The organism is Roseateles sp. P1_C1_2 (assembly GCF_056406535.1).
This window is the reverse complement of the sequence record NZ_JBFUAB010000009.1, coordinates 65,906-85,075: the sequence shown is the minus strand read 5'-3', so window position 1 is coordinate 85,075 and position 19,170 is coordinate 65,906. Positions and strand designations below refer to the sequence as shown.

The 19,170-nt window shown below is 69.0% G+C and carries 19 protein-coding genes; 12 read left to right on the top strand and 7 right to left on the bottom strand.

The features are described from left to right. Window position 1: 1 nt before the first annotated feature. Window positions 2-472: a tRNA (uridine(34)/cytosine(34)/5-carboxymethylaminomethyluridine(34)-2'-O)-methyltransferase TrmL gene (gene trmL / locus AC1D2H_RS10520; protein WP_478010880.1), complete on the bottom strand. Its 471-nt coding sequence runs from the start codon at window positions 470-472 to the stop codon at window positions 2-4. 160 nt (window positions 473-632) lie between these two features. Next, window positions 633-1,388 (bottom strand): ComF family protein, encoded by a 756-nt coding sequence (locus tag AC1D2H_RS10515; protein WP_478010879.1) that lies wholly within the window; start codon window positions 1,386-1,388, stop codon window positions 633-635. Window positions 1,389-1,411: 23 nt separating this feature from the next. Here AC1D2H_RS10515 and AC1D2H_RS10510 point away from each other — a divergent pair, with 23 nt between their 5' ends. From AC1D2H_RS10510 to AC1D2H_RS10480, 7 genes are all read left to right on the top strand, one after another. Continuing rightward, complete coding sequence (locus AC1D2H_RS10510; protein WP_478010878.1) at window positions 1,412-2,335, top strand: methyltransferase domain-containing protein; 924 nt, start codon at window positions 1,412-1,414, stop codon at window positions 2,333-2,335. Window positions 2,336-2,519: 184 nt separating this feature from the next. Then, entirely contained in the window at window positions 2,520-3,698 is a 1,179-nt protein-coding gene (coxB, locus tag AC1D2H_RS10505; RefSeq protein ID WP_478010958.1) for a cytochrome c oxidase subunit II, read from the top strand. 30 nt (window positions 3,699-3,728) lie between these two features. Further along, on the top strand, window positions 3,729-5,378 hold the full coding sequence (ctaD, locus tag AC1D2H_RS10500) for a cytochrome c oxidase subunit I (RefSeq protein WP_477930761.1): 1,650 nt from the start codon (window positions 3,729-3,731) through the stop codon (window positions 5,376-5,378). Between the two features lie 5 nt (window positions 5,379-5,383). Next, window positions 5,384-5,494 carry a cytochrome oxidase small assembly protein gene (locus AC1D2H_RS10495; RefSeq protein ID WP_477930759.1) on the top strand — a complete coding sequence of 37 codons (111 nt, stop codon included), beginning with the start codon at window positions 5,384-5,386 and terminating at the stop codon, window positions 5,492-5,494. Between the two features lies 1 nt (window position 5,495). Beyond that, window positions 5,496-6,101, top strand: a complete 606-nt coding sequence (locus tag AC1D2H_RS10490; RefSeq protein WP_478010877.1) for a cytochrome c oxidase assembly protein — start codon at window positions 5,496-5,498, stop codon at window positions 6,099-6,101. Beyond that, entirely contained in the window at window positions 6,098-6,340 is a 243-nt protein-coding gene (locus AC1D2H_RS10485) for a DUF2970 domain-containing protein (protein WP_477930755.1), read from the top strand. The genes AC1D2H_RS10490 and AC1D2H_RS10485 overlap by 4 nt, the downstream gene beginning before the upstream one ends. A gap of 50 nt (window positions 6,341-6,390) precedes the next feature. After that, window positions 6,391-7,275, top strand: coding sequence for a cytochrome c oxidase subunit 3 (locus tag AC1D2H_RS10480; protein ID WP_477930753.1), 885 nt, complete (start codon window positions 6,391-6,393; stop codon window positions 7,273-7,275). Window positions 7,276-7,316: 41 nt separating this feature from the next. On the opposite strand, the gene AC1D2H_RS10475 is transcribed toward AC1D2H_RS10480, so the two are convergent. After that, window positions 7,317-7,535: a twin transmembrane helix small protein gene (locus AC1D2H_RS10475; RefSeq protein ID WP_477930751.1), complete on the bottom strand. Its 219-nt coding sequence runs from the start codon at window positions 7,533-7,535 to the stop codon at window positions 7,317-7,319. 30 nt (window positions 7,536-7,565) lie between these two features. On the opposite strand from AC1D2H_RS10475, the gene AC1D2H_RS10470 reads away from it, so the two are divergent. The 5 genes from AC1D2H_RS10470 to AC1D2H_RS10450 all read left to right on the top strand — a co-directional run bounded on the left by AC1D2H_RS10470 (window position 7,566) and on the right by AC1D2H_RS10450 (window position 11,768). Further along, the gene (locus tag AC1D2H_RS10470; protein ID WP_478010876.1) at window positions 7,566-8,267 is read left to right on the top strand and encodes an SURF1 family protein; all 702 of its coding nucleotides are present in this window, start codon (window positions 7,566-7,568) and stop codon (window positions 8,265-8,267) included. 4 nt (window positions 8,268-8,271) lie between these two features. Next, window positions 8,272-8,925 (top strand): SCO family protein, encoded by a 654-nt coding sequence (locus AC1D2H_RS10465; RefSeq protein WP_478010875.1) that lies wholly within the window; start codon window positions 8,272-8,274, stop codon window positions 8,923-8,925. Window positions 8,926-9,166: 241 nt separating this feature from the next. Then, on the top strand, window positions 9,167-10,252 hold the full coding sequence (locus AC1D2H_RS10460) for a COX15/CtaA family protein (protein ID WP_478010874.1): 1,086 nt from the start codon (window positions 9,167-9,169) through the stop codon (window positions 10,250-10,252). 2 nt (window positions 10,253-10,254) lie between these two features. Continuing rightward, complete coding sequence (gene cyoE / locus AC1D2H_RS10455) at window positions 10,255-11,160, top strand: heme o synthase (protein ID WP_478010873.1); 906 nt, start codon at window positions 10,255-10,257, stop codon at window positions 11,158-11,160. Next, window positions 11,157-11,768 (top strand): SCO family protein, encoded by a 612-nt coding sequence (locus AC1D2H_RS10450; protein ID WP_478010872.1) that lies wholly within the window; start codon window positions 11,157-11,159, stop codon window positions 11,766-11,768. The genes cyoE and AC1D2H_RS10450 overlap by 4 nt, the downstream gene beginning before the upstream one ends. Before the next feature lie 43 nt (window positions 11,769-11,811). Here AC1D2H_RS10450 and rpoH read toward each other — a convergent pair whose 3' ends face one another. The 4 genes from rpoH to AC1D2H_RS10430 form a co-directional block, all read right to left on the bottom strand. Then, entirely contained in the window at window positions 11,812-12,729 is a 918-nt protein-coding gene (gene rpoH, locus AC1D2H_RS10445) for an RNA polymerase sigma factor RpoH (RefSeq protein ID WP_477930739.1), read from the bottom strand. Between the two features lie 158 nt (window positions 12,730-12,887). After that, window positions 12,888-13,388 carry a chemotaxis protein CheW gene (locus AC1D2H_RS10440; RefSeq protein WP_477930737.1) on the bottom strand — a complete coding sequence of 167 codons (501 nt, stop codon included), beginning with the start codon at window positions 13,386-13,388 and terminating at the stop codon, window positions 12,888-12,890. A gap of 31 nt (window positions 13,389-13,419) precedes the next feature. Continuing rightward, window positions 13,420-16,602 (bottom strand): CHASE domain-containing protein, encoded by a 3,183-nt coding sequence (locus AC1D2H_RS10435; protein ID WP_477930735.1) that lies wholly within the window; start codon window positions 16,600-16,602, stop codon window positions 13,420-13,422. Further along, on the bottom strand, window positions 16,599-19,160 hold the full coding sequence (locus AC1D2H_RS10430) for an ABC transporter permease (protein ID WP_478010871.1): 2,562 nt from the start codon (window positions 19,158-19,160) through the stop codon (window positions 16,599-16,601). The genes AC1D2H_RS10435 and AC1D2H_RS10430 overlap by 4 nt, the downstream gene beginning before the upstream one ends. Window positions 19,161-19,170: the final 10 nt, after the last annotated feature.

Genomic DNA, 19,170 nt, shown 5'->3' with positions numbered 1-19,170 from the left:
CTCAGCCGCCCCCGGCGTAGCCGTTCTGCCGCCAGGCCTCGAAGACCGCCACGGCCACGCTGTTGCTCAGGTTGAGGCTGCGCTGGCCCTCGCGCATCGGCAGGCGCACGCGCTGCTCGGCGGGGAAGGTCTCGCGCAGCGCGGGCGCCAGGCCGGCGGTCTCGCTGCCGAAGACGAAGTAGTCACCCGGCTGCCAGGCCACCTCGCCAAAGGGCCGGCTGCCGCGCGTCGTGAAGGCGAACAGGCGCGCCGGGTCGGGCGTCTCGGCCGCCAGGAAGGCCGCCCAGTCCGCATGGCGCTGCACGCGGGCGTACTCGTGATAGTCCAGCCCCGCGCGTTGCAGCAGCTTGTCCTCCATCGAAAAGCCCAGCGGCTCGATCAGGTGCAGGCTGCAGCCGGTGTTGGCCGCGAGCCGGATGACGTTGCCGGTGTTGGGCGGGATTTCCGGCTGGACGAGGACGATGTTGAACATCGCCGCAGTATCTCGCGCGTGCATTTGGGCCGAGCGCCGGGCCGCCCCTAGCCGGCCCGCTTGGCGATGTGCACGTGGCTCGAGGCCGCGTGCATCGCCGTCCCCTCGGGGGACCGATCAGGTTCGCCGCGTTCAGCGGCGCGAACCTGGGCGAGGGGCCTCATTCGTCGCCGGGTTCAGGGGTCCGCGCGATGACCCAGGCCTGCACGCTCATGACGCCGGCCTGCAGCAGCACGCTGGCGAGTTCGAACAGCGTCGCGCCGCTGGTCATCACGTCGTCCAGCAGGGCGACATTGGTGCCGCGCAGCCGGGCCGCTCGCAGCGGCTCGACGGCGAAGACGCCGCGCACATTGGCCGCGCGGTCCTCCAGCTTCAGGCCCGCCTGGCGCTCGTTGTGGCGCACGCGCAGCAGCAGGTCAGGCTCGCAGCGCAGGCCGCGGCGCCGCGCCAGGGCCTTGGTGAGTTCATGGGCCTGGTTGTAGCCGCGCTCGCGCAGGCGTCGATCGGACAGGGGCACGGGCAGCAGCCAGTCGGGCGCGCCCACTTCGGCTGCATTCAGCGCGGTGTTCAGCCGCTCCAGCAGGCTCTCGCGCAGCTCCAGGGCCTGGTGGTATTTGAAATGCTGCAGCAGGCCGTCCCAGGGGAAGCGGTAGTCCAGCGCCGCGACGGTGCGGTCCAGCGGCGGTGCGGCGTGCAGGCAGCGCCCGCATTGGGGGCGAGGCTTGCCGACGAGTTCGAGAGGCAGCCTGGCGGCGCAGGTCCAGCAGCGCGGCTGGGGTCGGGCGTAGAGGGCCAGGCAGGACTCGCAGATGGTCTGGTGGCTCCAGGCACGACAGACGGCGCACTGGCCCGCGCAGCGCAGCAGGACTTTCTCTATCAACGCAGGCTTGGTTGCCGACAGGGAGCGCTCGGGCATCGGCTCAATATACTGACCGCTCCATGAGTGAACCGGCATCGACCCCTACTTCAAACAAGGGGCCGCGGCCCCAGGATCTCGACGCTGAAGCCGTGCGCCACCAGACGCGCCGGCTTGCAGCCGCCGCAGAGCCGCCCTGGTTGCATGGCGAGGTTGCCAGCCGCATGGCCGAGCGCCTGACCTATATCAAGCTGCAGCCGGCGCGCGTGCTGGATGCTTCGCCCGCCCTGGGTGCCAGTGGCGAGCTGCTGCGCCTGGCCTACCCGAACGCCGAAGTGCTTTGGCATGAAGCCGACCCTGCGCTGGCGGCGCGCGCGGCTGAAAAGCGCCAGCGCAACTGGTGGCAGAAGCTGCGCGGCGCCTCGTCGGGGCAGATGGATGCGCTGCCGGCTCAGCCGGCGGTGGACCTGCTGTGGTCCAACATGGCCCTGCACGCCTGCGCCGACCTGCCGGCCCTGCTCGACGCCTGGCAGGCCAGCGTGGCGGTCGGCGGCTTCGTCATGTTCTCCTGCCTGGGCCCGGACAGCTTCGTCGAGCTGCGCACGCTGTATGCCCGCGCCGGCTGGGGCCGACCGGCCCCGGACTGGTGGGACATGCACGACATCGGCGACCTGGTGCTCAAGGCCGGCTTTGCCGATCCCGTCATGGACCAGCAGCGGCTGCGCCTGACCTGGGCCACGCCCGAAAGCCTGCTTGCCGATCTGCGCAGCCTGGGTGGCAATCTGGCACCCACCCGCTTTGCCGGTCTGCGCGGCCGCGCCTGGAAGGCCGCCCTGCTGGCCCGGCTGGAAACGCTGCGCGATGCGGACGGGCGGCTGGCGCTGACGCTGGAACTTGTTTTCGGCCATGCGTTCAAGGCCGCGCCACGCCTCACAATGGCTGCCGAGACCCATGTTTCCATCGACGCCATGCGTGCGACGCTGCGCAAGGGGCGCGAATCGGGATGAAGGGGGTGAATCCCCGGGGGCGGCCTGGGTCGTCCCTCCCGGAGCCTGGGCTAAAATCCCGCGCCGCATAGAGGGCTTTGGGGCAACACCCGGCCCAATCCACGGAACTTGCCTCCCAAATCCGGCCGTTGGGCTGGTTTGCAAGCCCCGCTCTTCAAAGAACCAAGTGACAACCATGACGATGATGAACGCACGAGTGCATAGCGCCTCACGCGCTTGGGGCCGTTGGGCCACGGCGGCGATGGCGGCCCTGGCAGCGGGCCCGGCCCTGGCGGTCAACGACCTCAAGGGCGGCCCCGGCGTCAATCAGCTCAATCTGCACGAGCCGGTCACGCGCATCGCCCACGACCAGATGTGGCTGCACAACTTCGTGATGATCGTCTGCCTGGTCATCTTCGTCGCCGTGTTCGGCGTCATGTTCTATTCCATCTTCAAGCACCGCAAGTCCAAGGGCGCGGTGTCGGCCAACTTCCACGAGAGCGTGGCCGTCGAGATCGCCTGGACCGTCGTGCCCTTCCTGATCGTCATCGGCATGGCCCTGCCGGCCACCAAGGTGGTCGTCGCGATGAAGGACACCACCAACGCCGATGTGACCATCAAGGCCACCGGCTACCAGTGGAAGTGGGGCTATGACTACCTGAAGGGCGAAGGCGAGGGCATTGGCTTCCTGGCCACGCTGGACACCGCCCAACGCGAGTCGTCCAACAGCGGCAAGCCCGAGGCGGTCGACAACTACCTGCTGAAGGTTGACAACCCGCTGGTGGTGCCGGTGGACAAGAAGGTCCGCATCATCACGACGGCCAACGACGTCATCCACGCCTGGATGGTGCCGGCCTTCGGCGTCAAGCAGGATGCCATCCCCGGCTTCGTGCGCGACACCTGGTTCAAGGCCGAGAAGATCGGTGACTACTACGGCCAGTGCGCCGAGCTGTGCGGCAAGGAACACGCCTACATGCCCATCCACGTGAAGGTCGTGTCCGCCGAGGACTACACCAAGTGGGTGGATGGCAAGAAGAAGGAAATCGCCGCCAAGGCCGACGACCCGAACAAGGTCTGGGAACAGGCCGCCCTGGTCGCCCGTGGCGAGAAGGTCTACGCCGCCAACTGCGCGGTCTGCCACAAGGCCGATGGCTCCGGCGCCGGCCCGATCAAGCCGCTGGACAAGTCGCCCGTGGTGCTGGCCGAAGACAAGCTGCAGCAGATCAACGTCGTGCTGAACGGCCGCATGGACAAGGGCATGCCCGCCTGGAAGCAGCTCAGCGACACCGACATCGCCGCCGTGATCACATACACGAAGAACAGCTGGTCCAACAAGACGGGTCAGACGGTGCAGCCGGCCGAAGTGCTGGCCGCCCGCAAGTAATCGACCGAACGCCGAATCAGAGGAAATCACATGAGTGCAGTGCTCCCCCCCCACGGCGCGGTCGGTGGCCATGACGGCCACGCCCACGATCACGACCATCACGACGATCACCATGCACCCCACGGCTGGCGCCGCTGGGTGTTCGCGACCAACCACAAGGACATCGGCACCCTCTACCTGCTGTTCTCCTTCACGATGCTGATGATCGGCGGCATCCTGGCCCTGTGCATCCGCGCGGAGTTGTTCCAGCCCGGCCTGCAGTTCTTCAACCCGGAACTCTTCAACCAGTTCACGACCATGCACGGTCTGATCATGGTGTTCGGCGCCATCATGCCGGCCTTCGTCGGCTTCGCGAACTGGATGATCCCGCTGCAGATCGGCGCCGCCGACATGGCCTTCGCGCGGATGAACAACTTCAGCTTCTGGCTGCTGATCCCCGCGGCCCTGATGCTGGTCGGCAGCTTCTTCATGCCGGGCGGTGCCCCCGCCGCGGGCTGGACGCTGTACGCGCCGCTGACGCTGCAGATGGGCCCGTCGATGGACGCCGGCATCTTCGCGATGCACATCATGGGCGCCTCGTCCATCATGGGCTCCATCAACATCATCGTGACCATCCTCAACATGCGCGCCCCCGGCATGACGCTGATGAAGATGCCGATGTTCTCGTGGACCTGGCTGATCACCGCCTATCTGCTGATCGCCGTCATGCCCGTGCTGGCTGGCGCCATCACGATGACGCTGACCGACCGCCACTTCGGCACCGCCTTCTTCAACCCGGCTGGCGGCGGCGACCCGGTCATGTACCAGCACATCTTCTGGTTCTTCGGCCACCCCGAGGTCTACATCATGATCTTGCCGGCCTTCGGCATCATCAGCCAGATCGTGCCGGCCTTCGCCCGCAAGCGCCTGTTCGGCTATGCGTCCATGGTGTATGCGACGGCGTCGATCGCCATCCTGTCCTTCATCGTGTGGGCCCACCACATGTTCGTGACCGGCATGCCGGTGACGGGCCAGCTGTTCTTCATGTACGCGACCATGCTGATCGCCGTGCCCACGGGCGTGAAGATCTTCAACTGGTTGGCGACGATGTGGCGCGGTTCGATGACCTTCGAGACGCCGATGCTGTTCGCCGTCGGCTTCATCTTCGTGTTCACGATGGGCGGCTTTACCGGCCTCATCCTGGCCATGGCGCCGGTCGACATCCAGCTGCAGGACACCTACTACGTCGTGGCCCACTTCCACTACGTGCTGGTGGCGGGTTCGCTGTACGGCATGTTCGCCGGTTACTACTACTGGGCGCCGAAGTGGACCGGCGTGATGTATTCGGAGACGCGCGGCAAGATCCATTTCTGGGGCTCGCTGATCTTCTTCAACATCACCTTCTTCCCGATGCACTTCCTGGGCCTGGCCGGCATGCCACGTCGCTATGCCGACTACCCGATGCAGTTCGCCGACTTCAACATGATCGCGTCCATCGGCGCCTTCGGCTTCGGTCTGATGCAGGTCTACTTCTTCCTGTTCGTGGTTGTCCCGGCGATGCGCGGCAAGGGTGAGAAGGCGCCGCAGAAGCCCTGGGAAGCCGCTGAAGGCCTGGAGTGGGAAGTGCCGTCGCCGGCCCCTTTCCACACCTTCGAGACCCCGCCCAAGCTGAATGCTTCGGCCACGAAGATCGTCGCTTGATCGTCATGACGCCCGAACAGCGCAAGGCCAACCGCCGACTGGGTTTGATCCTGTTGTCGATCGCCCTCGTCTTTGGCGTCGGCTTCGTCGCCAAGATGGTGATGCTGGCCCACTGACATGCGCTTCCTGGCTGCACTTCACCGCGACAACCGCCAGCTCGTCTCGAAGCTGGCGGTGATCGTCGCGCTGATGTTCGGCTTTGGCTATGCACTGGTGCCGCTGTACAGGGCGATCTGCAATGCCCTGGGCATCAACGTGCTGTCGCTGGCCGAACGCCAGACGGCGCTGGCCGGCAAGGGCATCGCCGATGGCAATGGCCAGGTCGATTTCAGCCGTGAGATCACGGTCGAGTTCGACACCAACGCCCGCGGCCCCTGGGACTTCAAGCCGGCGGTGCGCCACCTGACGGTGCATCCGGGTGAGCTGACCCAGGTCATGTACGAGTTCCGCAACAAGCAGGACCGCACCATGGCCGCGCAGGCTATTCCCAGCTATGCGCCCATGCAGGCCAGCGCGCATTTCAACAAGCTGGAATGCTTCTGCTTCAACGAGTACACCTTGAAGCCGGGCGAGAGCAAGCAGTGGCCGGTCGTGTTCGTCATCGACCCCAAGCTGCCCAAGGATGTGAAGACCATCACCCTGTCCTATACCTTCTTCGAGGTGGCGGGCAAGGGCGGTGTGAAGTTGGGCCAGGCGCCCAAGGCCATGGGAGCGGCGCTGTGAGCGAACCCGGTCAGGATCTGAAGGAAGCGGTGGGCCGCAAGGCCTCGTTCGCCCAGACGATCTCGGCCGTGGCCTGGAGTTTTTTCGGCGTGCGCCGGGGCCGGGACCATGAGAGAGACATGGCCAAGCTCAACCCGGTGCATGTATTGATCGCGGGCGTGCTTGGCGCCGCCCTGTTTGTATTGGTGCTGGTGCTGCTGGTCCGTTGGGTCATCAGCAGTGGCGTGGCGGGGGCCTGAGGGCCCGCGCCGCAACAAAGTTCAGAACGAGCGAGTACTAGGAGAACAATATGTCGGCAGCGACTTCCCCGGGCAAAGCCCCGTACTACTTCGTCCCGGCGCCTTCGCGGCATCCGGTGCTGGCCGCCACCGGCCTGTTCTTCGTCATCCTCGGCGCCGGCCAATGGGTCAACGGCCACGGCTGGGGCATGTACTCGCTGTTCGGCGGCCTGGCCTTCTGGGCCTTCGTGCTGCAGCAGTGGTTCCGCCAGGCCATCGGCGAGAGCGAGGGCGGCCTCTACAGCGACCGCATCGACGTCTCCTTCCGCTGGAGCATGGGCTGGTTCATCTTTTCGGAGGTGATGTTCTTCGCCGCCTTCTTCGGCGCACTGGGCTGGGCCCGCCTGTACTCGGTGCCGGTGCTCGGCAGCCTGGAGAACGCGCTGCTGTGGCCCGACTTCAAGGCCGTCTGGCCCAGCACCGCGCCCGGCTTCACCGCCGCGCCGGCCGGTACCGTCGAAGCCTTCAGCACCATGGGTCCGTGGCCCATCCCGACGATCAACACCGCGCTGCTGCTGACCTCGGGCGTCACGCTGACCATCGCCCACCACGCGCTGATCGCCGGCAACCGCGCCAAGACGATTGCCTGGATGTGGATCACCGTCATCCTGGGCGCGACCTTCCTGGGCTTCCAGGCCTATGAATACCACCACGCCTACACCGAGCTCAACCTCAAGCTGAACTCCGGCATCTACGGCTCGACCTTCTTCATGCTGACCGGCTTCCACGGCTTCCACGTCTGCGTGGGCGCCCTGATGCTGCTGTTCATCACCATCCGCCTGATGAAGGGCCACTTCACGCCCGAGCGCCACTTCGGCTTCGAAGGCGCGGCCTGGTACTGGCACTTCGTCGACGTGGTCTGGCTGGGCCTGTACGTCATCGTCTACTGGCTGTGACGTCACCGCAATGAGAAAGCGCCGCAGTCGCGGCGCTTTTTTTATGCACTCTTCACTGGCAGGCCCGTGGGCTGTATCCACCCCATCTTCCAGCTCAGCAGGATGATGAGGAACAGCGCCACCGACACGCCGACACGCACCGTCAGCGCCTTTGCCATATTGGGGCTGCGCTTGTTGCCGCCCTTGCGCAGCATGAAGAAGCCCGCTGCAGCCAGCGCGCCGAGGATGCCGATGAAGGCGATCAGGATCACGAATTTCATGGTGTCGAATTATCCGCTCGGGGTCCCCGCATGACCGGCAGACGCTGGCTGGTGCTGTTGGCGGCCTTGCTGGGTGCCGCGCTGACGGCGCGGCTGGGTGCCTGGCAGCTCGACCGCGCCGCGCAGAAGATCGCACTGCAGGCGGCCATCGACACCGAAGCCGTCAAGCCCGCCATCGACAACGCCGCCCTGGGCGGTGCGGGGCCGTTGCATCGCCGCGTGGCGCTGCGCGGCACCTGGCTCGCAGAGCGCACCGTCTGGCTGGACAACCGACCCATGGACGGCCACGCGGGCTTCTTCGTCGTGACGCCGCTGCTGCTCGCGGGCCGCAGCGAAGCCATCCTCGTGCAGCGTGGCTGGGCGCCGCGCAACCAGCGCGACCGCCAGCAGCTGCCGCCGCTGGTCACGCCCGTGGGCGAGGTCGTCGTGGAGGGCCGGCTGGCGGCGTCACCGTCGAGGCTTTTCGAGCTCGGCGAAGGCTCGTCCGGCGCGATCCGGCAAAATCTCGACCCTGCGGCCTTCGCCGTCGAGTCGGGCCTGAGGCTGCTGCCGCTGACCGTCGTCCAGACCGCCCCGGCCGACGATGGCCTGTTGCGCCACTGGCCGGCACCCGATCTCGGCCTGCAAAAACACTATGGCTATGCCTTTCAATGGTTCGCGCTCTGCGCGCTGATCGTCGGTCTCTATGTCTGGTTCCAACTCGTCCGCCCCCGGCTCCGCAAGCAGCCGTGATCCCATGACGCCGCTGAGCTTCGCGGTGCACAGCCTGCCCGACCCGCGCGCGGTGCCGCAGCAGCGCGCCGGCCGCTGGAAGATGCTGCTCGTGCTGGCCATGTGCGCCGCGCCGGTGGTCGCGTCCTACTTCACCTTCTACGTCATCAAGCCCAGCGGTTCGGCCTATGGCGAGCTGATCGCGCCCGCCGTCGACATGCCCACCGACCTGCCGCTGACCGATCTGCAGGGGCGCCCGGTGGCGCCGGCTGCACTGCGTGGCCAGTGGCTGCTGGCCGTCGTGCAGGGTTCCGACTGCCCGGCGGCCTGCGAACGCCAGCTCTTCGTGCAGCGCCAGCTGCGCGAGATGCTGGGCAAGGAGCGCGCGCGCGTCGACAAGCTCTGGCTCATTCCCGACACCGGCATGCCGCGCGCCGAGGTCATGGCGGCCATCAGCCAGAAGGGCGCCGAGGTCACCGTGCTGCGCGTGCCGGCCGAGCGCCTCGCGGCCTGGCTGCAGCCTGCGGTGGGCAAGGCGGCCAGCGATCATTTCTACGTCATCGACCCGATGAACCGCTGGATGGAGCGCGCGCCGGCCGAACCCGAGCCCAAGAAGCTCAAGGCCGACCTCGACAAGCTGCTGAAGGCCAGCGCCTTCTGGGACACCGCGGGAAGATGAACGTGCCCCTCGCCCAATCTCGCCCCGCTGAACGCGGGCGAGCCCGGTCGGTCTTGCAGACCGCGCTGCGGCATGAGCTGCAGCTCTTCGGCAGGCACATGCCGCCCGCTGGGCGCCATGTGTCCGGCCTCAGCCCCCGCGGGGACGGCGATGCATGCGGCATCGAGCCGCATGCACATCGCCAGCGCGGGCCGGCTAGGGAGCGGCCCGGCGCTCGGCCCGGAATGCCCGGGGTACCGAGATGAACGAGCTGCTGCTCCCGCTCGGCCAGGTCGCCGCCATCGGCGGTGCGGTCGCCCTTGGTCCGCTGCTGTGGTGGCGCCAGCGCTCGCGCAGCGCGACGCCGGCGGGGCGGCTGCGCGCGCTGACGCTGCTGACGCTGTTCCTGACCTTCGACCTCATCGTCTTCGGCGCCTTCACGCGCCTGACCGATTCGGGCCTGGGCTGCCCCGACTGGCCGGGCTGCTACAGCGCCGCCAGCCCGGTCGGTGCCCACGGCCACATCGAGGCCGCCCAGGCCGCGATGCCGACCGGCCCGGTCACGCATGGCAAGGCCTGGATAGAGATGGTCCACCGCTACCTGGCCAGCGGCGTCGGCCTGCTCATCCTCGTCATGGCGGTGTTGAGCTGGCGGCTGAAGCGTCATGATCGAACCGCCGCGCCTTCGCCCTGGCTGCCGACGCTGACGCTGGTCTGGGTCTGCGTGCAGGGCGCCTTTGGCGCGCTGACGGTCACGATGAAACTCTTCCCGGCCATCGTCACCCTGCACCTGTTGTTCGGCATGGGCCTGCTGATGCTGCTGGCCTGGCAGCACGAGGCCTACGAGCCGCGCCCGCTGCGGCTGCCGGCGGCGCTGCGGCTCGGCGTCGCGGCCGTGCTGCTGCTCGCCCTCGCTCAGGTCGCCCTCGGCGGCTGGGTCAGCACCAATTACGCGGTGCTGGCCTGTGATGAGTTCCCGACCTGCCACGGCGGCCAGTGGTGGCCGCAGCTGGACTTCGCCCAGGGCTTCCAGCTCTGGCGCGAGCTGGGCCAGCGCGCCGACGGCGGCTGGCTGGGCTTCGAGGCGTTGGCCGCCATCCACATGGCCCATCGCATCGGCGCGGGCTTCGTTTTCGCGGCCATCCTGGCGCTGGCCTGGGCGCTGCATCGGCATGCCTCGAACTGGTCACGCTGGCTGCTCGCCGCTGCCGGCTGGCAGCTCGCCTCGGGCCTGTCCAATGTCGTGCTCGACTGGCCTATCGTGGCTGCCCTGGCCCACACCGCCGGCGCCGCCGTGCTGCTCGCCCTGCTCACCACCTTGCTCGCGCGCCTGAGGGCGCAAACTTGACCATGGCTTCCACGTCCACCGCCAGCGCCTTCGTGCACAGCCCGCGCTGGCAGCAGTTCTACCAGCTGACCAAGCCGCGTGTCGTCCAGCTCATCGTCTTCTGCGCCGCCATCGGCATGGCCCTGGCCGTGCCCGGCCTGCCGTCGCTGGCCCAGGGCCTGACCATGCTCGCGGCAATAGCCGGCATCTGGCTGGTGGCCGGCGCGGCGGCGGCCTTCAACTGCCTGATCGAGGATGGCATCGACGCGCGCATGAAGCGCACCGCCTGGCGCGCCACGGCCAAGGGCGAGCTCAGCCGCCCGCAGACGCTGGCCTTCTCGGCCGCACTGTGCGCGATCGGCATGGCGCTGCTGGGCTTCTACGTCAACGTGCTGACGATGTGGCTGACCTTCGCCACCTTCATCGGTTATGCCGTCATCTACACCGTCATCCTGAAGCCGATGACGCCGCAGAACATCGTCATCGGCGGCGCGTCGGGCGCCATGCCGCCGGTGCTGGGCTGGGCCGCGCTGCGCGGCGACCTCGGCCCCGAGCCCTGGTTGCTCTGCCTCATCATCTTCCTGTGGACGCCGCCGCACTTCTGGGCGCTGGCGCTGTACCGCGCCGAGGACTACGCCCGCGCCGGCCTGCCCATGCTGCCGGTGACCCACGGCAACGACTACACGCGGCTGCAGATCCTGCTCTACACCTGGGTGCTGTTCGCGGCCACGCTGCTGCCCTTCCTGACCGGCATGAGCGGCTGGTTCTACCTGGCCAGCGCCATCATCCTGGGCCTGGGCTTCTGCGGCTATGCCTTCAGGCTGTGGCGCTCGTATTCGGAGATGCTGGCAAGGCGGACCTTCTGGTTCTCCATCTGGCATCTGTCGCTGCTGTTTGCGGCCTTGTTGATCGACCACTACATCGCATGAACACCCGTCGCTTCGCGCTGGCCGCGCTGATCACCTTCGCTCTCGCCGGCTGCCAGAAGTCCGGCCCCGACAAGCTGGCCTTCAAGGGCATCGACCTGACCGGCGCCGAATACGCGAGGACGCTGAACCTGAGCGACCAGGACGGCCGCGCCCGGTCGCTGGCCGACTTCAAGGGCAAGGTGCTGGTGGTCTTCTTCGGCTACACCCAATGCCCCGACGTCTGCCCGACGACGATGGCCGAGGTCGCCGAGGTCAAGCGCAGCCTGGGTGCCGATGGCGACAAGGTGCTGGGCGTCTTCGTCACCATCGACCCGGAGCGCGACACGGCCCAGTTGCTGAAGGCCTATCTGGCCAGCTTCGACCCGAGCTTCGTCGGCCTGCGTGGCAGCGAGGAGCAGACCCAGGCCGCGGCCAAGGAGTTCAAGGTCTTCTTCGCCAGGGTGCCGGGCAAGACGCCCGAGACCTACACGATGGACCACACGGCGGCGAGCTTCATCTTCGACACCGAGGGCCGCGTGCGCGTCTACGCCCGCTACGGCGCCGGCGCCCAACCGCTGGCGGACGACATCAAGCTGCTGCTGGCCGAGGCCTCCTCCGGCAAGAAATGAAAAAAGGCCCCGCGAGGGGCCTTTTGTTTGGCGCACCGCAAGCTCAGGCGGTTTCAGTCAGCGCCTTCTTCATCTTCTTCATCGCCGCCACTTCGATCTGGCGGATGCGCTCGGCCGACACGCCGTACTCGGCGGCCAGCTCATGCAGCGTCATGCCGCCCGAGGTGTCGTCGTTCACCTTCAGCCAGCGCTCCTCGACGATGCGGCGGCTGCGCGGGTCCAGTACCTCCAGCGCGCGCTGGATGCCGTCGCCGGCCAGCGCATCGCGCGAGCGGGCCTCGATGACGCGGGTCGGCTCATGGCTGTCGTCGGCGAGGTAGGCGATGGGCGCAAAGCTCTCGCCTTCGTCGTCGGTCTGCGGCTCCAGCGCCACATCGCCGCCCGACATGCGGGTCTCCATCTCCAGCACTTCCTCGCGCTTGACGTTCAGCGTGCTGGCCACATGGGCCACTTCGGCTTCGGTCAGCGTGTTGCGGTGCGTCGCAGCGTCGGGATTGCCGGCCTTGAGCTGGTGCTTCATCGAGCGCAGGTTGAAGAACAGCTTGCGCTGGGCCTTGGTCGTCGCGACCTTGACCATGCGCCAGTTCTTCAGGATGTACTCGTGGATCTCGGCCTTGATCCAGTGCATGGCGTAGCTCACCAGGCGCACGCCCTGGTCGGGGTCGAAGCGCTTGACGGCCTTCATCAGGCCGACATTGCCTTCCTGGATCAGGTCGCCCTGGGGCAGGCCATAGCCCATGTACTGGCGGGAGATGGCCACCACCAGGCGCAGATGCGACAGCACCAGGCGACCGGCGCCTTCCAGGTCGCCCTTGTCGCGCAGGCTGCGCGCAGCGGAACCTTCTTCTTCGGCGGTCAGCAGCGGCAGGCGATTGACGGCGGAGATGTATGCGTCCAGATTGCCCAGCGAGGGCACGAGGGCCCAGGGGTCGCGGACGGCAATGGCAGAAGAGGCGGACATCGTCATGAATCCTTGCTAAACCGCGGCGCGGGATGCCGCGGTGAGCAGGATATTAGCACTCTGGTTTGATGAGTGCTAAGACCAGTCGTGCATCCGGTGGAATGCAATGTTTCCAACGGTGAAACAGTCAGCGATCGCTAACTTTCAGCCGAATTTGGCTAGTCGACGAGGCCGAAATCCGGGCTTTTGATCATCGCCTCGATGTCCAGCAGGATGAGCATGCGCTCGCCGAGCTTGCCCAGGCCGGTGATGAAACGGGCGTCCAGGGCGGCCGCCACTTCGGGGCGGGGCTTGATCTCGTCGGCGCTGAGTTCCAGCACGTCGGAGACCGAGTCCACCACGACGCCGACGACGCGGTTGGCCACGTTCAGCACGATGACGACGGTGAAGGCGTTGTATTCGCCGGCCTGACCGAGGCGGATGCGCAGGTCGACGATGGGCACGATGACGCCACGCAGGTTGACGACGCCCTTGACGAAGGCCGGCGCATTGGCAACCCGGGTGGGCGGCTCATAGGAGCGGATTTCCTGCACGCGCAGGATGTCGAGGCCGTATTCCTCCTCGGCGATGCGGAAGGTCAGGAACTGGCGGCCATTGGTACGTGCCAGGGCCTGCACGGCCTGGGCACCGGTGCTGGGAACGAGGTCTGTGGAACTCATCGGGCGCTGATGCGTGTTGGGGTCTGGGCCCTCATTCTGCCCCCGCCAGGCCGCCTCCTGCCGCCAACAATTCGTCGACCAGGGCCAGCAATTCACGCACGTCCAGCGGCTTGGTCAGGTAGTGCTGGGCGCCCGCCACCTGGGCCGCGGCGATCTGCTCCGGCTGGGCATTGGCGGAAACGACGATGACGGGCGGCAGCGTCCGGCCCAGGTCGCGCATGCGGCTCAGCAGCGTCAGCCCGTCGCCATCGGGCAGTTGCCAGTCCAGCAGCAGCAGGGCCGGCGGGCGCTCGCGCAGCGCGCGCAAGCCCGCTTCCACGGTCGGGGCGATCTCCAGCTCGATCCCCGGGCGCTGGTCCAGGATGCCGCGCATGACCTCGGCATTGAGCGGGTTGTCCTCCACATAGAGCAGGCGCCGCTGCGGGCTGGCGCGCGGACTGGTCGGCTCGTCGGGGGGCGCCTCGCGGCTCGCCAGCGCGGCGGGAGCGCCGCTGGCCGGCAGGCGCAGCACGAAGCAGGCCCCCGGGCCGTCCTGCTCTTCGGCGCGCAGGCTGCCGTCCATCATCTCGGCCAGGCGCTGGCTGATGACCAGGCCGATGCCGGTGCCGGGCAGGCCGCTGCGTTCACGGCCGAGGCGGTTGAAGGGCTGGAAGAGGGCGGCGCGCTGCTCGGCGGTGAGGCCGAGGCCGGTGTCGCGCACGGCGATCTCGACCCAACCCGGCTCCCAGCTGCGCGCCTCGATGCTGACGCTGCCGCCCGGGCGGTTGTACTTGACCGCGTTGCTGAGCAGATTGGTCAGGATCTGCGTGACCCGCGTCGGGTCGCCCACCAGGCGCACGGCCGCGGGGTCGACGCGCTGGCTGATGGCCAGACCGCGCTCGGCCGCCTGGCCCTGCACCAGCGCCAGCGCGCGGGCGAGCAGCGGCGGCAGCTCCAGCAGCACCGGCTCCAGGCGCAGCGAGCCGGCCTCGATGCGCGACAGGTCCAGGGTGTCGTTGATCATCTCCAGCAGATGCCAGCCGGCCTGGGCGATCTGCTGGGCGCGCACGCGCTGGCTGGGCGGCAGCGGCTCGCTCGCGTCCATCTGCATCAGCTGCGTGAAGCCGAGGATGGCGTTCATCGGCGTGCGCAGCTCATGGCTCATGCGCGACAGGAACTCGTTCTTGGCCTGGTTGGCCGCTTCGGCGGCCTCGCGGGCGCGGTCCAGTTCCTCGATGCGCAGTTGGTCGGTAATGTCCTCGACGACGCCCACCAGGCGGTGGGGCCGGCCGTCGGCGCCGCGCAGCAGGCTGACCAGCACGCGCGCATGGGCCAGGCTGCCGTCCGGGCGGACGTAGCGCTTCAGCCGCCGGTAGTAGGGGATCTCGCCACGCATCAGTCGGCGCGCCAGGCGGATGTCCTCGCGGCGGTCGTCGGCATGCGTCACGTCGATGGAACGCTGGCGCATCAGCGCCTCGGCCGTATAGCCGATCAGGTTGCAGAAGTGCGCATTGACCTCCTGGAAGCCGCCGTTGAGGTCGGTGAAGGCAATGCCGATGGGCGCGGTCTCGAAGATGCTGTGAAAGCGCTGCTCGCTCTGGCTCAGCGCGCGCTCGCCCTGGGTGCGGCTGGCCACCTCGCGCTCCAGCGCCGCCGTGCGCTCCCGCACCAGGGCCTCGACATGCTGGGTGCGGCCCGACATCAGCAGCAGCAGCGCCCCCACCATGGCCGTGGCCAGCAGGCCGACGAGGGCGAAGGCCCAGCTGCGCCCCGGCGCCTGCACCAGGCCGGGCAGGTCGTAGACGCGCACCTCCCATTGCCGGCCGCCGAATTCCAGCGGCAGCTTGACCAGGGGCAGGGTGGCATCGTCGCCGCGCTGCACCGCCTCGCAGCCCACGCGGCCGCCCAGGCGCGGGAAGAGGGCGCCGGGCTCCAGGTCGACGAGGCAGGCGGCGAGGTGTTCGGGCCAGTTGGCTGACAGGCGTGACAGCAGCAGGTCCGGGCGCAGCGTCGCGAAGACGACGCCGTCCAGGGCCTGCTCGCTCGGCGCGGCGCTGCCGCGGTAGAGCGGCTGGTAGACCACGACGCCGAGCGCCGCCTCCTTGTCCTGCGATAGCTGGAAGCCCGCCGATGCGAGCGGCCGCCCGAGGCTCGCGGCCTTCTCGATGGCGGCGCGGGCGCCGGGAATGGTGCGCACATTGATGCCCAGCGCGCCGGCATTGCGCGACAGCGGCTCGATGAGGCGGATGGCCAGCATGTCCTCGTCCGGCGGCGGGCGCAGGTCGCCGGCGCGCAGGCGGTCGCGCGCCTGGTAGCCGCCGGGGAAGGCGTCGGCCGCGGCCGCGGCGTTGAAGCGGTCGACGTCGGCGCGCGCGACGCGCAGCGTCAGGCCGAGGGCAATCAGCGGGCTTTCCTCGGTCAGGAAGCCACGCGTGGCGCGGGCGAACTCGTCGCGCGTCGGCCGCGGCTTGACCTTGACGAGGCCGTGCACGCCCTCCAGCGCCAGCAGCGGCTCGCGCAGGCGGCCGGCCAGGTCCTGGGCCGCGCTCGTCGCGTCGCGCGTGAAGTCGGCGCGGTTGCGCTGACGGTCCCATTCCATCGTGGCTGCCACACCCAGGCCGACCATCAGCGTGGTCAGCAGCATGGGCAGGCCGACGCTGAAGCGCCGCGTCGCCCAGGCCGCGCGTGGCTGGCCGATCAGGGCCAGCGTGATCGGCGTGGCGATCAGCACGCCCATCAGGTCGCCGGTCCACCACACCGTCCAGACCAGCGTGGCCTGCGCCGTCGAGATGACGCCGAACACCTTGAGCAGCAGCGTCGCGCAACTCGGGCTGATGCAGCCGGCCAGCGCCGCCGCCGCCAGATAACCAGCGATCTCGCGCGGCGAGGCCAGCACGAGCGGGCGGCCGCACCAGCGCCTCACCAGCAGCGTGCCCACCACCGCCTGGGTGGCGGCACCCAGGCCGATGCCCAGGGCCAGCGGCAGCACGCCGGCCTGTTCGTTCATCGTCGTGGCCTGCACGATGAAGGAGCCCAGGGCCACGGCTGGCGTGTAGCGCAGGCCCCAGACCAGCAGCACCGCCAGGCCCCAGCCGGCTGCCGGGTAGATGGGCGCCACCTGGTAGGGCGGCAGCACCATCAGCAGGCCCAGCCGGGCCAGCAGGTAATAGACGCCGACGACGGCCGCCGACAGCGCCAGATAGCGACCGATTTCGCGGGCGCGTGCGAGGCTCATTCGGCCTGGGCCTCCCTCAGCGTCTGCACGACGGGCCGCTGCAGCACGCCGCGCAGGCTCCACCAGCCGGCGCTCCACGCCAGCAGCGCACCGCAGACGGCGCTGATCAGCGGCACCCACGGCTTCATATGCCATTCGAATTCGAAGACGAAGCGCGCCAGCAGGGCCGCCAGCACCAGGGCCACGGCGCCGGCCAGGAAGCCGGCCAATGCGCCCACACCCAGCAGCTCGGCACGCTGCACCTGGGCCAGCAGGCGCGACGGTGCGCCCAGGGCCCGCATCAGCCCGAACTCCCGCGTGCGCGCCTCGCGCGTGCTGCCTACGGCCGCCAGCAGCACGACGAGACCGGTCGCCAGCGTGAAGCCGAACAGGAACTGCACGGCCTGGATGACCTGGTCCAGCACGCCCTGCACCTGGTTGAGCTGGGCCGACACGTCGATGACGGTCAGGTTGGGAAATTGCCGCGCCAGCTCGCGGTCCAGCTTGCTGGCAGCTGGGCTGCGGTAGGCGGCGATCTGCGTGGACGGCAGCTCGGGCAACTCGGCCTTCTCGAACAGCACGAAGAAATTGACGCGCATGGACGACCAGTCGACCTTGCGCAGGCTGGTGATGCGGCCCTGCACGGGCTGGCCGGCGATGTCGAAGGCCAGCGTGTCGCCGAGCTTGAGCCCCAGCGTCGTCGCCAGCCCTTCCTCGACGCTCAGGCCCGTCTCATCGGGCTTGGCATCGCCCCAGCGGCCGCTGGTGATCTGGTTGTGGGCCGGCATGTCGGCTGTGTGGCTGAGGTTGAACTCGCGCTCGGCCAGGCGTTGGGCGCGCTCTTCGGCAAAGCGCTTGGCCTGCACCGGCTCGCCGTTGATCGCCGTCAGGCGGCCGCGGATCATCGGGTACCAGTCGAAGCCCTTCACGCCGGCGTCGGTCAGCGTCTTGCGGAAGGCCTCGCCCTGGTCGGGCTGGATGTTGATGACGAAGCGGTCGGGTGCCGCGGCCGGCGTGGCGCGGCGCCAGCTGTCGATGAGGTCGGTGCGCAGCAGCACCAGCAGGGCCAGGGCCAGCAGGCCGATGGCCAGCGAGGCCACCTGCATGACGGCGAAGCCCGGCCGCGCGGCGACCTGGCGCGTGGCCAGCAGCAGCCAGCGCGGCACGCCGGTGCCGCTGACGTTGACCGGCACGAGGCGGCGCAGCAGCCACACCGCGCACCAGGCCAGCAGCGCGAACAGCAGCACCGCGCCCGCAAAGCCCGCGGCCGCGATGGCGCCCAGCTTGATGTCGCCGGCCAGCACGACGAGGATGGCCGCGAGGCCGGCCACGCCCGCGCCCAGCACGAGGATGGAGCCGGCCTTGGGCGCGCCCAGGTCGCGGCGGATGACGCGCAGCGGCGGCACGGCCGCCAGCTGCAGTACCGGCGGCAGGCCGAAGCCCAGCAGCAGCGACAGGCCCAGCCCCAGGCCGAGCAGGGCCGGCCAGACGCTGGGCGGCGGCAGGTTGACGTCGATCAGCCCGGCCAGCAGCGACACGAAGACCTGGTGCAGCGCCAGGCCGCCGAGCACGCCGACGGCGCTGGCGCTCAGGCCGGCGAGCAGGAACTCCAGTCCATAGGCCCAGGCGATGCGGCGCTGCGGCTGGCCGAGCACGCGCAGCATGGCGCAGTCGTCCAGATGGCGCGCCGCGAAGTCGCGTGCGGCCAGCGCCACGGCGACGGCCGCGAGCAGCGCCGACAGCATGGCCACCAGGCGCAGGAAGCGCGCCGCGCGGTCCAGCGTCTGGCGCATCTCGGGGCGGCCGGACTCGAGCGATTCCAGGCGTACGCCGCGCAGCTTGTCCTTCTCGACGAGCTGTTCGGCACCCGCCACGAAGCGCGCCACCGCGCCGGGCGTCGCGCCCGGGCCGGGCACGACGGCCATGCGGTAGGTCAGGCGGCTGGCCGGTTGCACGAGGTGGGTGGCGGCCAGGTCGGCTTCGGCCAGCAGCGCGCGCGGCGCGAAGTTCATGAAGCCGGCGCCGCGGTCGGGTTCGGTGTCGATCAGCGCGGCCAGCTTCAGCTGGGCGTCGCCGAGCAGCAGCGTGTCGCCGAGCTTGAGCCCCAGGCCGTCGGCCACGGCCGGGTCGACCCAGACCTCGCCCGGGGCGGGTGCGCCGCTGCGGCCGGGCAGGGCCTCGCGCAGCTTGATGCTGCCGCGCAGCGGGTAGCCCGTGCCGACCGCCTTCACGGCCACCAGCCGGCTCTCGCCACCATGGGCTTCATCGCTGCGCGCCATGCTGGGGAAGGTGGCGCTGCGCACGGTGGTCAGGTTCTGGGTGGCCGCCAGGTCGACGAGGGCCTGGGCCGTCGGCTGGTCGCTGGCGACGACGGCATCACCGCCGAGCAGCTTGGCGGCGTCACGGCGCAGGCCCTGGTCGAGGCGATCGGACAGGAAGGCCACGGCGCACAGTGCGGCGACCGCGAGGGCCACGGCCAGCATCAGCAGGCGCAGCTCGCCGGCCCGCCAATCCCGCAGCAACTGGCGCCAGGCGACAGCCAAGGTGGTGGGCGGACGCGAAACAGCAGGGGACGTCATGCGAGCGACT